Raw genomic sequence first — 15,304 nt, 5'->3', positions numbered from 1 at the left:
AGATGTTAGACCAAATTGATTTGACTAAGCTGATATTCGGCCGTCTCAGCTGGGAAGCGATTCCTCTGCACGAGCCGATTCTTATTGCTACGTTTGCCGGGGTTGCTGTCGGAGGCCTGGCATTGCTGGCCGCACTCACTTACTTCCGCGTATGGGGAACCTTGTGGCGCGATTGGCTGACAAGTATCGACCACAAGCGTATCGGTATCATGTACATGGTTCTCGGTTTGATCATGCTGTTGCGTGGTTTTGCTGACGCGCTGATGATGCGTGCGCAGCAGGCAATGGCGTTCGGTGATTCCGCCGGGTTCCTGCCACCGCATCACTATGACCAGGTGTTCACTGCGCATGGTGTGATCATGATTTTCTTTGTGGCAATGCCTTTCGTTACCGGTCTGATGAATTATGTCGTGCCTCTGCAAATCGGTGCACGTGACGTTGCTTTCCCGTTCCTGAATAACTTCAGTTTCTGGATGACGGCGTTCGGTGCGGTACTTGTGATGGCTTCCTTATTCGTCGGCGAGTTTGCGCGTACCGGCTGGCTTGCATATCCGCCGCTGTCGGGTATTTTAGGCAGCCCGGATGTCGGGGTGGATTACTACATCTGGTCGCTACAGATTGCCGGTGTCGGTACCTTGCTTTCAGGTGTTAACCTGATTGTGACTATCGTCAAGATGCGTGCTCCTGGTATGACGATGATGAAAATGCCAGTGTTTACGTGGACTGCGTTGTGCACCAACGTGCTGATCGTTGCTGCTTTCCCAGTGCTGACTGCGGTGCTGGCAATGTTGTCGCTGGATCGCGTGTTCGGCACTAACTTCTTCACGAACGACATGGGTGGCAATTCCATGATGTACGTGAATCTGATCTGGATCTGGGGTCATCCTGAAGTCTATATCCTGATTCTGCCTTGCTTCGGTATCTACTCGGAGATTGTTTCGACTTTCTGTTCCAAGCGTCTGTTCGGTTATACATCGATGGTCTATGCGACAGTTGTGATCACGATCCTGTCTTACCTGGTCTGGTTACATCACTTCTTCACGATGGGTTCCGGTGCGAGTGTTAACTCGTTCTTCGGTATCACCACGATGATTATTTCGATTCCAACCGGTGCGAAGATGTTTAACTGGCTGTTCACGATGTACCGTGGCCGTATCCGTTTTGAAGTGCCGATGTTGTGGACCATGGGCTTCATGGTGACATTTGTGATTGGTGGTATGACGGGTGTGTTGCTCGCAGTTCCACCTGCTGACTTTGTTCTGCACAACAGTCTGTTCCTGATTGCTCACTTCCATAATGTGATTATCGGTGGTGTTGTATTCGGTGCATTTGCGGGCATTAACTACTGGTTCCCGAAAGCATTTGGCTACAAACTCGACAGCTTCTGGGGTAAATGCTCATTCTGGTTCTGGACTATCGGTTTCTACTTTGCGTTTATGCCGCTGTACGTACTGGGTCTGATGGGAGTGACACGTCGCCTGAGTCATTTTGAAGATCCGTCATTGCAGATCTGGTTCCAGGTTGCCGCCCTCGGCGCGGTTCTGATTGCGATCGGTATTGCCTGCTTCATTATCCAGATGGTTGTCAGCTATCTGCGTCGTGAGCAGTTGCGCGATGTCACAGGTGATCCATGGGGTGGCCGTACTCTGGAATGGGCAACATCATCGCCTCCGCCAGCTTATAACTTCGCGTTCACGCCACGTGTGCATGACAGTGATGCCTGGGTTGATATGAAAGCGAACAACTATGTTCGCCCGACTTCCGGATTCCTGCCGATTCACATGCCGAAAAATACGGCCGCTGGCATCATCATCGCTGGTCTCAGCGCGGTATGTGGCTTTGCGCTGATCTGGCAAATGTGGTTGTTGGCAGGGCTGGGCTTTATCGTCATGATGGCCGCCATCATCATCCATACTTTTAATTACAACCGCGATTACTACATTCCTGCGGACGAAGTTGTCCGTACCGAAAATGAACGCACACGTTTGTTAGCTAGCCATGTCTGATAAATCTATTTCTACTCATGATGCGATGAGCCAGGCTTCTGGTTCGCGCTACTTCGTTCTCGAACATCATCCGGAAAACGGCACGCTGCTCGGTTTCTGGTTGTATCTGATGAGCGATTGCCTGATTTTTGCTTGTCTGTTTGCCGCTTACGCGGTACTTGGACGTAATTACGCAGGCGGTCCGACGGGTGCTGAATTGTTTGATCTGCCCTTGGTCGCGATCAACACGTCTTTACTGTTGCTGTCATCGATTACCTATGGTTTTGCGATGCTGGAAGCGCAGAAGAAACGTCTGAACAACACGCTGATCTGGCTGGTGGTCACTGGCTTGCTGGGCGCTTGTTTTATCGGCCTTGAATTGTATGAGTTCATCCACCTGATTCATGAGGGTGCCGGTCCTCAACGCAGTGGCTTTCTGACTTCGTTCTTTGCACTGGTCGCAACGCACGGTCTGCACGTGACTTTCGGTATCGTCTGGCTGGTCACTTTGCTGTTCCAATTAAAACGTCATGGTCTGACGACTGAAAATAACCGTCGCCTGATGTGCCTGTCCATGTTCTGGCATTTCCTGGATGTGATCTGGATCGGCGTATTTACCTTTGTTTACCTGATGGGAGTTTTGCCATGAGTGCACATCACGAACATACAACGCATGATGCGGGGCACGGTCATCATGGACATCACGCTCATGACGATCACGCAGATCATGGCAGCCTGAAAACTTATGTCATCGGTTTTGTGCTGGCAGTTATTCTGACTGTCATTCCGTTCTGGCTGGTGATGGGTAAAGTATTCAGCAATTCTGCGACAACGGGGTTTGTGCTGTTGGCGTTGGCCGCAGTTCAGGTTGTGGTACACATGGTGTATTTCCTGCACATGAATGCCCGCTCGGAAGGTGGCTGGAATATGCTGGCATTGGTGTTTACCGGTGTGGTGGTAGTGATTCTGATGAGTGGCTCGTTGTGGGTTATGTATCATCTGAATAACAATATGATGCCAGGCATGCAGCATGAAACAACGCCTGAATCACTGAAACATACCGAGAATCCCAATGAAATGCACAACATGCGCAATATGCCATGAGTGATCTGAACACCGGGGCGCAGCCCCCGGTTGTCGCAACAGACTCCCCCCGTTCATTATTCGCAAGACGTGTTCTGGCGATATGCGCGGGGGTGGTTTTTTTGTGCTTTGCTTTTCTCGGTACATGGCAGATCTATCGCTTGCAATGGAAAATCGATCTGATCGCCCGCGTCGAGCAACGTGTGCATGCACCGGCAAACGCCGCGCCTGATCAACGTTTCTGGCCGGGTGTGAATGTCGCGAATGATGAATACCGGCACGTGCAGGTCAGCGGGCAATTATTGTCTGAGCAGACCAGTTATGTGCAGGCATCGACCGTGCTGGGCAGCGGTTACTGGATGCTGACACCATTGCGTCAATCCGACGGCAGTATTGTGTTGATCAACAGAGGATTTGTTCCTGCACAAAATAAAACAACGTCCGCAGCCCAACCACAACTGCAAACAAAGCAGGAGGTGAGCGTGACCGGATTATTACGTATGCCTGAACCCGGTGGCGGCTTCTTACGTAAGAACGATGCTGCCGCTGACCGCTGGTATTCACGTGATGTTGCCGCTATCGCAAAAAAACACAGCCTGTCGCCGGTTGCTCCATATTTTATCGATGCCGATGCCGCCGACAGCCAGCCGGATGCTGGCTACAAATCCCTGCTGTCAAATGAAGCGCAGGCGCCAGTCGGCGGTTTAACCGTTATCTCATTTCATAACAATCACTTGGTTTATGCACTTACTTGGTATGCTCTCGCTTTGATGGTCGCGGGCGGATACTATCTGCTTGTCCGCGAAGACCGCAGGCGTCTGAGTAGGACGCAGCATCATAGTGAAAATGGGAGACATCAGGATGTTCGGCAAGACTGAAAATCAGCGTGATATCGTAGCCGGCATCGCCGAAGAATACGAGAGTTCGGCCGGCCACAAAAATATGCTGCAACTGATTCATCTGCGGTGGCTTGCCGTTTTTGGTCAGATTGCAACGATCGCGCTGGTTGTCGGCGGATTCGGCATACGCTTGCCGGTATTGTCGATGGCGTTTGTGCTGGCGATACTGATTGCGTTTAATATTGCCAGCCATTTGCGCTGGCACGAAGAAACGAAGGTGTCCAACCGGGCATTGTTTTTCGCGCTGCTGGTCGATGTCGCTATCCTGACGGCGCAACTGTATCTGAGCGGCGGCACTGCCAATCCCTTTATTTTTTTATATCTGTTGCAGGTCATCCTCAGCGCTGTTTTGCTGGAAGTATGGTCAACCTGGTCGATCGTCGTGATCAGTGGCTGTTGCCTGCTTGGTTTGTCGAAATTTTCTCATCCCTTGCTTTTACCCGCAGATAACAGCGGCGGTATGCCTGAGCTGTATATCGATGGCATGATCATTTGCTTCTTACTGAACGCGGGTTTGCTGGTATTTTTTCTGACGCGCATCAGTGGCAATTTAAAAGTGCGTGATGCACAACTGGCAGATGCCCGCCAGAGATCCACAGAAGAAGAGCACATAGTGAAAATGGGCTTACTTGCCTCCGGCGCGGCGCATGAACTGGGGACACCTTTAGCAACGATGTCCGTCATTCTCGGTGACTGGCGCAGGATGCCTGAATTCAGTAAAAATCCTGATTTACTCGAAGACCTGAGTGAAATGGAAAGACAATTGCAACGCTGCAAAACGACACTCAGCAGTATTTTATTATCCGCCGGAGAAGCGCGCGGCGAATCTTCGGTCAAAACAACCATCAATACCTTTCTTAAACAACTGGTTGAAGACTTCCGGGCGACGCGTCCGGTACAGACATTCATCTTTGAAAATCAGATACAACAGGACGTTCCCGTCGTGTTTGATTCTGCGCTCAAGCAGATGATATGCAATGTGTTAGATAATGCACTTGAAGCGTCACCCGCCTGGCTTGCTCTGACGGTGTCGAGAGACGCGGACATACTGGTCATCGTCGTGACCGATACCGGTCCGGGATTTTTGCCCTCGATACTGGAAAATCTGGGGCAGGCGTATCAATCGACCAAAGGGCGCCCGGGCAGCGGTCTGGGTATTTACTTTGTGGTGAATGTTGTTCGTAAATTAGGCGGCTCTGTGATTGCCCGTAACCGGCAGGAGGGTGGCGCCGTTGTCAAAATAGAGCTGCCACTGTCAGCGTTAATGCTATAAAAAGGTTTGAATATGTCAGAAAGTCGTCTGTTGCTGATTGTCGAGGACGATACTGCATTCGCGCGTACTCTGTGTCGTTCGTTTGAGCGACGCGCTTATACCGTGTTGCATGCCGAGAGTCTGGAAGCGGCAGAAGAAATACTCAGGTCCCATGCGCCGCAGTTTGCAGTGGTGGATCTGAAATTAAATGGCAATGCTTCCGGGCTGGCCTGTGTGCAAATGTTGCATCAGCGGGTGCCGACCATGCAGATTGTGGTGCTGACCGGCTTTGCCAGCATTGCGACTGCGGTCGAAGCCGTGAAACTGGGCGCTTGTCAGTATCTGGCAAAGCCATCGAATACCGATGATATCGAAGCAGCCTTCGGCCATGTTGCCGGTGTCACGGATCTGGAACTGACGAATCGTCCGACCTCGATTAAAACACTGGAATGGGAACGCATACACGAAGTGTTGGTGGAGTCCGAGTTCAATATCTCCGAAGCCGCACGACGTCTGGGAATGCACAGACGCACATTGGCACGTAAGCTCAGTAAGCAGCGTGTCAAATGATATGCGGATGAGCCGTCAGGGTATTCGTAATTTCGCATTCATACTGTTCCATTAAGGCCTTTGTTCCGCGCGCTATTTAGCTTGATATTGCTGATCGTTGATCCGCTGCTGGACATGCGTGCCCGCATTAAATTTTTAATATCTCTCTGAGTAACTTATGTGAAAATAACAGACAGCGCAGGCTAGTCCGGTTGATTCACATCTGCTGTTTTTAATGCCGCAGAAAATTGAGCCGGACATTCCTGTTTCTGCTATTCCCTAACAGTTTTCGTCTATTTTTATGTCTTCAGTGATCAAGCCAGGGCTGATTATTTTGCACAGTAATCAGTTGGAGCAGTTGAGTTCGGCCGTATTCGAATGGATAAGGCGCAATCCCTTGTCTCCGCTGGAGAAAGAGATTTTTCTGGTGCAGTCAAACGGTGTCGCTGAGTGGCTGAAAATATCGCTGGCAGAAAATTTCGATATCAGTGCTGCGAACCGGATTGAATTGCCGGGGCGTTTTTCGTGGACGATCTATCGTTCCATGCTCGGAAAGGCCGAGATACCATCGACATCATCTCTCGATAAAATGCCGCTGACCTGGCGGCTGATGCGCCTGATCCCCGCGTTGTTGCAGGATAGTGATTTTTCTCCGCTAAAACAATTTCTGGCCGATGGCGATGCCGAACGGCGTTACCAACTGGTGTCCCGGCTCGCAGATCTGATCGATTTATATCAGGTGTACCGGACGGATTGGTTGCAGGACTGGAGTCAGGGACATGATCAGTTACGTCGGGCAAACGGGGAACTGATGTCATTACCCGCAGATCAACGCTGGCAGGCTAAATTGTGGCGAGCGATACTTGCCGATTTGCCGGAGGCTGAGCGTTTGCTGGGGCGCGTGAATGTGCACCGGCGCTTTGTTGAGGCGGCCAATGGCGGTGCCGTACCAGCATCACCATTACCGCGCCGGGTGGTGTTATTCGGTGTGTCTGCGTTGCCGCGGCAAACACTGGAAGCCTTATCTGCGCTGGCGCATCACTCGCAAGTCATACTCGCCGTACCCAATCCCTGCCAGTATTTCTGGGGCGATATCATCGAAGGGCGTGAATTGTTCAAAGCGCAGTTCAAGCGCCAACAACTGCGTAATCAAACTGATTTATCCGTGGTTCCGATTGAGGCGCTGCATGCTCACGCACATCCTTTGCTGGCTGCGTGGGGGCGTCTGGGGCGCGACTTCGTCCGTATGCTGGATGAATTTGATCAGGCTGAACTGGTGCGATCCGGTTTTAGCGGTTTGAAGATAGATTTATTTTCTGACGATGCGGGCGATACCTTGCTGGCGCAGGTGCAGGCGGCGATACGGGATTTGCTGCCGCTGGCCGAACATCCCCGTCTGCCGGTGACGGCGACAGATACGTCCATAGAGTTTCATCTGGCTCACAGTGTTCAGAGGGAAGTCGAGATTCTGCATGATCGTTTGTTAGGGATTTTTGCAAAGACAGACAACACAATTCGTCCGCGTGATGTGGTGGTGATGGTACCGGATATCGTCCAGTTCACGCCCTCAATCAGAGCGGTATTCGGACAATATAAGCGCACGGATCAACGTTATATTCCCTATGAGATCGGCGATGTATCAGATCGTAAAACGAATCCGGTGATGGTAGCGCTCGACTGGTTATTACGCTTGCCGCAGCAGCGCTGTCAGCAGAATGAGGTGGTGGATTTGCTGGAGGTTCCCGCGATTGCGGCACGCTTTGGTCTGGATGAGGGCGATTTACCTGTGCTGAAAACCTGGATCAATGGTGCCGGAATCCGCTGGGGCCTGAATCAGCAGCACAGAGATGGTCTGGGGCTGGGGGCTACTGGTGAACAGAATTCCTGGATTTTCGGCATCCGGCGCATGTTACTTGGCTATGCAAATGGCGCCCAGCAACACTATCAGGGTATAGAGCCGTATGCGGAAGTTGGTGGACTCTCATCGTCGCTGGCAGGAAGTCTGGCAGAGTTTGTTGAGGCGCTGATCGAATGGCAGTGCAGACTGATCTTACCGCAGACGCCGCTGGTCTGGGCAGAACAGGCGCGGCAACTGTTGACGACATTCTTTGCTGCATCCGGTGAGAATGACAGAGTGTTGCTGGCACGGCTGCATGAGTCACTCGATCATTATCTGAATGCCTGCGAACAGGCAGGTTTTGACGAAGCGATTCCGCTGGCAGTTTTTCGCGAGCCCTGGCTCGCATCGATAGACGAGGCAACGCTGAATCATCGTTTTATTTCCGGCGGTGTGACTTTCTGTACCTTCATGCCAATGCGCTCAATGCCATTTCAACTGGTTTGTCTGCTCGGGATGAACGAGGGCGATTTTCCGCGCAGGACGAGTCAGGTCGATTTTGATTTGCTGGCGGTGCCGGGAATGGCGCGCCCCGGTGACCGTTCGCGGCGCGATGATGACAGGTATCTGATGCTGGAAGCGATTCTGGCGGCACGATCCAGGCTGTACATCAGCTGGACAGGAAAAAATATCCGTGATAATTCCGCGCAACCCCCGTCGGTGCTGGTTTCGCAATTGCGTGATTATCTGCAGGCAGGCTGGGATATTGATTTGCGGGAGCACACACATGAGTATCCGATGCAGGCATTCAGCCGTGCCTATTTTTTTGAGGGGCCGCAAAGGCCGCTGACTTATGCGAGGGAATGGGGCGCAGCCTACCTGCAGACACAGGCGCAAGAACAGCATGCTGCGGATGAACACAGAACGTCGTTTGCGGACGATGATGCCGGCGTGAATCTGACACTGAAGCTGAATCAACTGAGTCGTTTCGTCAGACAACCTGTCGCCAGTTTTTTTCAGCAGCGCCTGGGAGTGCAATTTGCTGATGACGAACAAATGACCGGTACTGAAGAGCCGTTCAGTCTCGATGCTTTGCAAGAATATTTTCTGAATGACAGGCTGATCAATAGCGGAGATATGCCGGGTAGTATCGCTGACCTTGAAGCAACACTGAGTGCAAAAGCGGCGCAGCTGTCACGCGAAGGGTTGCTGCCAGTCGGTTTCATGGGACAGAAATGGCAGCGTTTGCTGGTCGCGGAAATGATACCGGTGCAAACGGCATGGCTGACATTATGCGGCCAGTTCCCCGAGCCTGCGGCGAAGCTGCCGCTGCAATTTCAGTTTCAGAATATCACGCTCTCAGACTGGCTGGAAAACCTGCGTACCGATGGTGAGCAAACCGTTTCCATCATGCAGAGCGCCAGTAAAGTATGTAATGCCAAAGACGAAGTGCGGGCGGATAAAGTCATCGATATCTGGATACGGCAATTAGTTGCAGCGAGTCAGAATTACTCAGTGACTTTTTACCTGGTCGCGCGCGATGCCAGCCTGTGCATGCCACTTCTGGAACAGGTTGCGGCAACGGCGACGCTTGAAACCTTGCTAGGGTTATGGCGGGAGGGGCAGGATGGTATTTTGCCAGTCGCCTGCAAGACCGCGCTGGCGCTGATTGCCGGTGATAATCCACAACAAATTTATGACGGTGGCTATAACATGAGCGGCGAAGTAGAGAGCCCTTATCTGGCCAGAATGTGGCCTGATTTTTCTGCCTTGCGTGCAGAGCCCGATTGGGAGAACGTTGCCAGAACGCTCTATGAGCCATTATTCCTTTGGGCGCGTCAGATTCAGGTTACGTCTCTGAATGCCGCCGCCGAAACGGAGGATGCGCAATGAGTCACTTGCTCAATCCGATAAGTTTTCCGCTGCATGGCAGTCGTCTGATTGAAGCGAGCGCCGGGACGGGAAAAACCTGGACTATTGCTGCTCTGTACTTACGACTGGTGCTCGGGCACGGCGATGAAAATGCATTTCAGCGCGCTTTGCATCCATCAGAAATTCTGGTGATGACATTCACACGTGCTGCAACCAGAGAATTATCCGATCGCATACGTCAGCGATTGACGGAAGCTGCGGACTATTTCCGTTCTGGCGATGTTCCCGCACATGATCATTTCATCCGCGAACTGATGTCGGCTTATCCTACCCATGAGTTACAACAGCAGGCGGCGTATCGCCTCAGTATGGCGGCGCAAGCGATGGATGAGGCGGCGATTTTCACGATTGATGCCTGGTGTCAGCGCATGCTCAAAGAGCATGCATTTGACAGCGGTTGTCTGTTTGATGAAGAACTGATCGCCAGCGAATCTTCTTTGCTGGAAAATGCGGCGCTCGATTACTGGCGGCAGCAGGTGTATCCGCTCGATAGTAATAGTTTCTCGCTGCTCACTTCATTCTGGAGTGATGCGCATGCACTATCAGCCGCGGTGCTGAAACTGGTGCCATTTGCCGGTTTGCTCGGTCCACGTATGACCCGGCCTTTGTCTGCATTGATTGAACAGACATTGGCTGATCAGGAGAAAATTCTGATCGCGCTGAAAGCGGGCTGGGCGGATAAAGCTGAACAGATGGCGCAATGGTTCGCGAAAAAAAAAGAGGCCGCGCCCAAACAATTCAGCGCAACGAAATTAAAACCTGCGAATCTGGAAAAATGGCTGACTGCACTCAAAGTCTGGGCGCAGACGCCTTCGCTGGTCTGGCCGGACGGTTTTGAAAAGGCCGCGGAAAAGCTGACACCGGATGGCTTACGGAGCGCATGCAATAAAGGATACGAGCCGGAGATTCCTGAGGTCTTCGACGATATTGCGCCACTCGCGGAAAAACTGGGCGAGATAGAACCGATCAAACACGTGCTGTACCGCCATGCCGTTTCTGTGATCGTTGCCCGCGCTGATGCACTCAAACGCAACAGCCGCCAGTTTGGTTTCAACGATATGTTGCAAAGGCTGCGTGCCGCCGTTAGCGGGCCGAATGCGGCTGCGCTGAATCTGCGTATCCGTCAACAATATCCGGTGGCGATGGTGGATGAGTTTCAGGATACTTCGCCGGATCAGTATGCGATTTTTGACGCAATTTATCGTATTGAAGAGAATGCGCAGACGCAGGGCTTGTTTCTGATCGGTGACCCTAAGCAATCGATTTATGGTTTTCGCGGTGCTGATATACAAAGTTACCTGGCCGCCCGTGAAGCGACCACAGGCCGGCACTATATGCTTGGCACTAACTTCCGCTCGACGCATGCACTGGTTGGTGCAGTGAATCATTTGTTTCTGCACGCGGAAAAAAATGAAGATGCGGCATTTGCTGCCGGTGCTTTCCGGTTCCGGCGTGCTGCAACTGATCCTGTGCCGTTTGAAGCCGTCACGGCATATGGTCGCGCAGAAAAATTTGTTAATGCCGAAGGCGAAGTCAGTGCGCTGAATATGTGGGCATCGGCAAATCCTGACATGAAAAAAGACGAGTATCTTTCGTTTTTTGCAGAAAACTGTGCTGAGCATATCGTCACGCAACTGAATAGCGCGCAGACTGGTTTTCAGTACACCGGAGACGTGCAGCGATTTCAGCGATTGCAGGCAGCGGATATCGCGATTCTGGTCAGGGATAAATTTGAAGCCGAAGCGATCCGCAGCGCGCTGCAAAAGCGACATGTCGCCAGTGTCTATTTGTCCGATAAAGATTCAGTGCTCAACAGCGACGAGGCCAGCGATGTCTTACGCTGGCTGCATGCATTTGCGAATCCGCTGGATGATACTGCTGGTCGCGCCGCGTTCGCTACTAAAACAGCGAAACTCAGCATCCCGCAACTGATCACGCTGGCATCGGATGATGAAGCATGGGAAAACTGTACCGCGCAATTAAAAGAGTTGCACCTGATCTGGCAAAGGCAGGGTGTTCTTGCTGCTATCCGGCGGTTTATACATATGCTGGAATTACCGGCAAAATTACTCAGCGCGGTTGGCGGCGAGCGCAGCCTGACGAATATCCTGCATCTGGCGGAATTATTGGAAACGGCGAGCATGCAACTCGATGGCGAGCAATCGCTGGTACGCTGGCTGGCGGAACAAATGGCGGATGATAGTCAGCTCAGCGACGAACATATCTTACGACTTGAAAGCGATGCGAAACTGGTCAAGGTGATAACGATACATAAGTCCAAGGGGCTGCAATATCCATTGGTGTATCTGCCGTTCGCCGTGTCAAACCGGGTGACAACGCGGATGAACCGCAGTTTCTTTGATTATGTCGATGAATCCGGTGTACGGAAAATTGATTTTACATTGTCGCAGGAAGCGTTGGATGCGGTGGATCGCGTCAGAAAAGAAGAAGATATTCGTTTGTTTTATGTGGCGGTCACACGCGCCGTCCATGCCTTATGGCTGGGTGTTTCCTCGAATCAGAACAAAATACACGAGTCTGCGTTCGGTTATTTGCTGGCTGGCGAAACGACACTGGAGGCTGACGCCCTGTACGATGCTTTGCAAAAAATGAGCAATGATTGCAACGATATTGCCATCATTGACGTTGCTGAGTTGCCGGACGTTAATATCTACGAGCAGCAAGAAACAAAACAAAGCCTGGTGGAAATGCCCGAGTACAAACACGAGTTTGAGCGCGACTGGACTGTCGGCAGCTTCACTTCGCTGACGCGAAGTATCGCAACCACCGGCAATATGACCCGCGTGCAGGACAGTAAGCTGCTGGAGGACGACGGCAGTGCGCCGGTGACAGTAGCTGGTCACAGTGCTTGGCATCGTTTTCCGCGCGGCGCGATGCCGGGTCAGTTTTTACATGAACAGCTCGAATGGATGGCAGGTGAGGGCTTCGAGTCCGCCGGGGCCGATACTTTCGATGCCAGACTGGCAGCGCGTTGTCAGCGCGCGGGTTGGGATAATCATTTCGACGATATTCTGCTCTGGCTGAAGCGCATCGTTGCAACGCCTTTGTTGCCAGCGAATGTACGTCTGCAGGAACTGTCAACATTTCTGCCTGAAATGGAATTCTGGTTTCCGTGTGAACGCGTAAACGCGCAACAGATAGATCGCTTATGCCAGGAATTTTTTCTCGACGGTACGCCACGCGATGCTCTGGCTGAACGCGATTTGCATGGTCTGCTGATGGGCTTCGCCGATCTGGTGTTTGAGCATCAAGGCAAATACTGGGTGCTGGATTACAAGTCGAATGTTGTTGCTGCGGATGACGCTGGATATCACCGCGCCGCTCTGGCATCTGCTATGGCTGCGCACCGTTACGATGTGCAGGGGGCGATTTATATGCTGGCCTTACATCGCTTGTTGCAGTTGCGCCTGGGCGAGACTTATAACCCTGCCATACATCTTGGTGGCGCGATTTTTTTCTTCATGCGTGGCGTTGCCAACGAAGAGACGCATGGTTGTTACCAGCTTGAAGCAAACCCGGAATTCCTCGGCAGGCTCGATCAGATGATGCGCCACGATGAAGCGTCGGCTGCCGGTAATTCTGTGAACGATACAAAGGAAATCCCATCATGATGGTAGCGACACCGCCAGTGCTGGAAAGATTCAAACAATATGCAGAGCAGGGGCAAGTCCGTCTTCTTTCTGTGGCTTTTATGCGTTTCATGCACAGCCTTGGCATGCAGGATCAGCGGCAATTGCTGATCGTTGGCTTGTTATGTGAGCTCGAGGCGCTGGGTCATAGTTGTATCAAACTCGGTGCATTAGTGGCTGACCCTTGCGCTTTGTCAGGCTGGGATAAGGCGCTGTGGGAAACGCTGGTTGCGGAGATGGATGTACCTGCCGACGTTGAGGGATGGTTGCATGTGCTCAGCAGTTCTGCGCAGATTTATGCTGCGGATAAAGCGGGTCAGGATGATCAGTTTGATCAACAAGAGCCGCTGGTGTTGCACAGAGAGAGCCTGTATCTGCGTCGTTACTGGCGACATGAAATGGCGATAGCGACTGCGGCCAGAAAACGGGCGTCGGCTTTGATGCCTGTCGATGTGGCTACCGTGTCGCGCTGGCTGGATGTGTTATTTCATGCCTCTGACGAGATTGACTGGCAGAAAACCGCTTGTGCGATTGCTGTACGCAGCCATTTTTCGGTGATTACCGGTGGCCCGGGAACGGGTAAGACGTACACCGTGGCGCGGCTGCTGGCGCTGTTGTTCGCCTTGTCTGCACAGCCAGAACGTCTGCGTATCGCATTGGCTGCCCCGACAGGTAAAGCCGCAGCGCGCCTGAAACAGGCGATTGATCATGCTTTATCTGAACTCGCTCAGAAAATTGGTCCGGCGCTGCCGCTGGCGGAGCTGACGAACCGTATCGGTGCGGCGCGCACGTTGCATAGTCTGTTGGGGGCTCGCCCTGATACACGGGCATTCCGCCATCATGCGGGAAATTTGCTGGATATTGACGTGCTGATCGTGGACGAGGCATCGATGGTGCATCTGGAAATGATGGCTGCTCTGCTGGCGGCACTGCCCGAATCCACGATGCTGATTTTGCTCGGAGATAAAGATCAACTGGCATCGGTAGAAGCAGGAGCAGTGCTGGGCGATTTGTGTGATCGTGCGGAATCCGGCAATTATTCTTCCGATACGGCGCGTTATATCGCCAGTGCCTGTGGCAAAGAGCTTCCGGCAGAGTTTATTGCGAATGGCAATGTGATTGCGCAGCAGACCGTGATGCTCAGAAAGAGCCGCCGTTTCAGCGGTGCCATCGGCGCGCTGGCATTGGCTGTGAATAGCGGGCAGACAGACCTTGCGATTGATTGTTTGCGCAGGGCAGATGAGCAAGTCTTGTTCTGGGCCGAATCTGCCCAGCAAAAAACGCTATTGCAAATAGCCTTGCATGGCAGGGCTGGTGCAGAAGGTGGTTATTTCTCTTACCTGCAATTACTGGCGCATAGGCCGCAGGGTGATGACGAGGCACAGTTTCAGCAATGGGTGATTGCCGTCCTGAAAGCCTTTGAGTCATTCCGTATTTTGTGTGCCGTCAGGGAAGGGGATTGGGGTGTCAGCGGCTTGAATCAGTCTATCGAAAAACATCTGCATCAGCTCGGACATATCAACAGCCGGACCGAATGGTACACCGGGCGGCCAGTGATGATTACCCGTAATGACTACGGCATCGGGGTTTTTAATGGCGACATCGGCATGACTTTGCCTGACTTCAGGAAAGACAAGGTGCAAAGAGTGTATTTTCTGGAGGGCGACAAACTGCGCCATGTACTGACGTCACGCCTGCGCCATGTGGAAACAGCGTTTGCGATGACGGTGCATAAATCGCAAGGGTCAGAATTTCAGCATACGGTGATGGTATTGCCCGCAGAGACATCGCCGGTGATCACCCGCGAGCTGATTTATACCGGTATTACCCGGGCGAAGGAGAAATTCAGCCTGCTGACACCGGTAGCGTCTGTCCTGGGACATGCGATCGGACGCCTGACGCTGCGCGCGAGCGGCTTGCAGGCAGCGTTGAATGTTGATTAAAAGAAAATGAATTTAACGCGACAGTGCAGATTATTCCGTCGGTTTCCGGTGAAGTCTTTTATAATCCCCCGCGTACCAGATAAGTCCCAGGTCGCGCGGACTGATGACTGATACCTTCGAAGTTGATGTGCTCGTATCAACGTTGTGACATTCTTGGAGGTTGTTATCTTGGAT

At 52.3% G+C, this 15,304-nt stretch carries 9 protein-coding genes; all 9 read left to right on the top strand.

Annotated features, from left to right (window positions below):
- Positions 1-2 precede the first annotated feature (2 nt).
- The 9 genes from cyoB to recD all read left to right on the top strand — a co-directional run bounded on the left by cyoB (position 3) and on the right by recD (position 15,130).
- The gene (gene cyoB / locus ACPAOP_RS08395) at positions 3-2,006 is read left to right on the top strand and encodes a cytochrome o ubiquinol oxidase subunit I (RefSeq protein ID WP_423709932.1); all 2,004 of its coding nucleotides are present in this window, start codon (positions 3-5) and stop codon (positions 2,004-2,006) included.
- Positions 1,999-2,634, top strand: a complete 636-nt coding sequence (cyoC, locus tag ACPAOP_RS08390) for a cytochrome o ubiquinol oxidase subunit III (protein ID WP_186885748.1) — start codon at positions 1,999-2,001, stop codon at positions 2,632-2,634. Before cyoB ends, cyoC begins: the two co-directional genes overlap by 8 nt.
- On the top strand, positions 2,631-3,089 hold the full coding sequence (gene cyoD, locus ACPAOP_RS08385; RefSeq protein ID WP_423709931.1) for a cytochrome o ubiquinol oxidase subunit IV: 459 nt from the start codon (positions 2,631-2,633) through the stop codon (positions 3,087-3,089). Before cyoC ends, cyoD begins: the two co-directional genes overlap by 4 nt.
- Positions 3,086-3,946: an SURF1 family protein gene (locus ACPAOP_RS08380; protein WP_423709930.1), complete on the top strand. Its 861-nt coding sequence runs from the start codon at positions 3,086-3,088 to the stop codon at positions 3,944-3,946. The genes cyoD and ACPAOP_RS08380 overlap by 4 nt, the downstream gene beginning before the upstream one ends.
- Complete coding sequence (locus ACPAOP_RS08375; protein WP_423679792.1) at positions 3,930-5,240, top strand: ATP-binding protein; 1,311 nt, start codon at positions 3,930-3,932, stop codon at positions 5,238-5,240. Before ACPAOP_RS08380 ends, ACPAOP_RS08375 begins: the two co-directional genes overlap by 17 nt.
- Positions 5,241-5,252: 12 nt before the next feature.
- On the top strand, positions 5,253-5,789 hold the full coding sequence (locus ACPAOP_RS08370) for a response regulator transcription factor (protein WP_423679793.1): 537 nt from the start codon (positions 5,253-5,255) through the stop codon (positions 5,787-5,789).
- 280 nt (positions 5,790-6,069) lie between these two features.
- The gene (recC, locus tag ACPAOP_RS08365) at positions 6,070-9,498 is read left to right on the top strand and encodes an exodeoxyribonuclease V subunit gamma (protein ID WP_423709929.1); all 3,429 of its coding nucleotides are present in this window, start codon (positions 6,070-6,072) and stop codon (positions 9,496-9,498) included.
- Positions 9,495-13,169 carry an exodeoxyribonuclease V subunit beta gene (gene recB / locus ACPAOP_RS08360; RefSeq protein WP_423709928.1) on the top strand — a complete coding sequence of 1,225 codons (3,675 nt, stop codon included), beginning with the start codon at positions 9,495-9,497 and terminating at the stop codon, positions 13,167-13,169. Before recC ends, recB begins: the two co-directional genes overlap by 4 nt.
- Entirely contained in the window at positions 13,166-15,130 is a 1,965-nt protein-coding gene (recD, locus tag ACPAOP_RS08355; RefSeq protein WP_423709927.1) for an exodeoxyribonuclease V subunit alpha, read from the top strand. The genes recB and recD overlap by 4 nt, the downstream gene beginning before the upstream one ends.
- The last annotated feature ends 174 nt before the right edge of the window (positions 15,131-15,304 follow it).

It is taken from the genome of Undibacterium sp. WLX3042 (assembly GCF_049544825.1).
Classification (GTDB): domain Bacteria; phylum Pseudomonadota; class Gammaproteobacteria; order Burkholderiales; family Burkholderiaceae_D; genus Undibacterium.
Note: the sequence above shows the minus strand (reverse complement) of the source record. Positions and strands in the feature narration are given on the sequence as shown.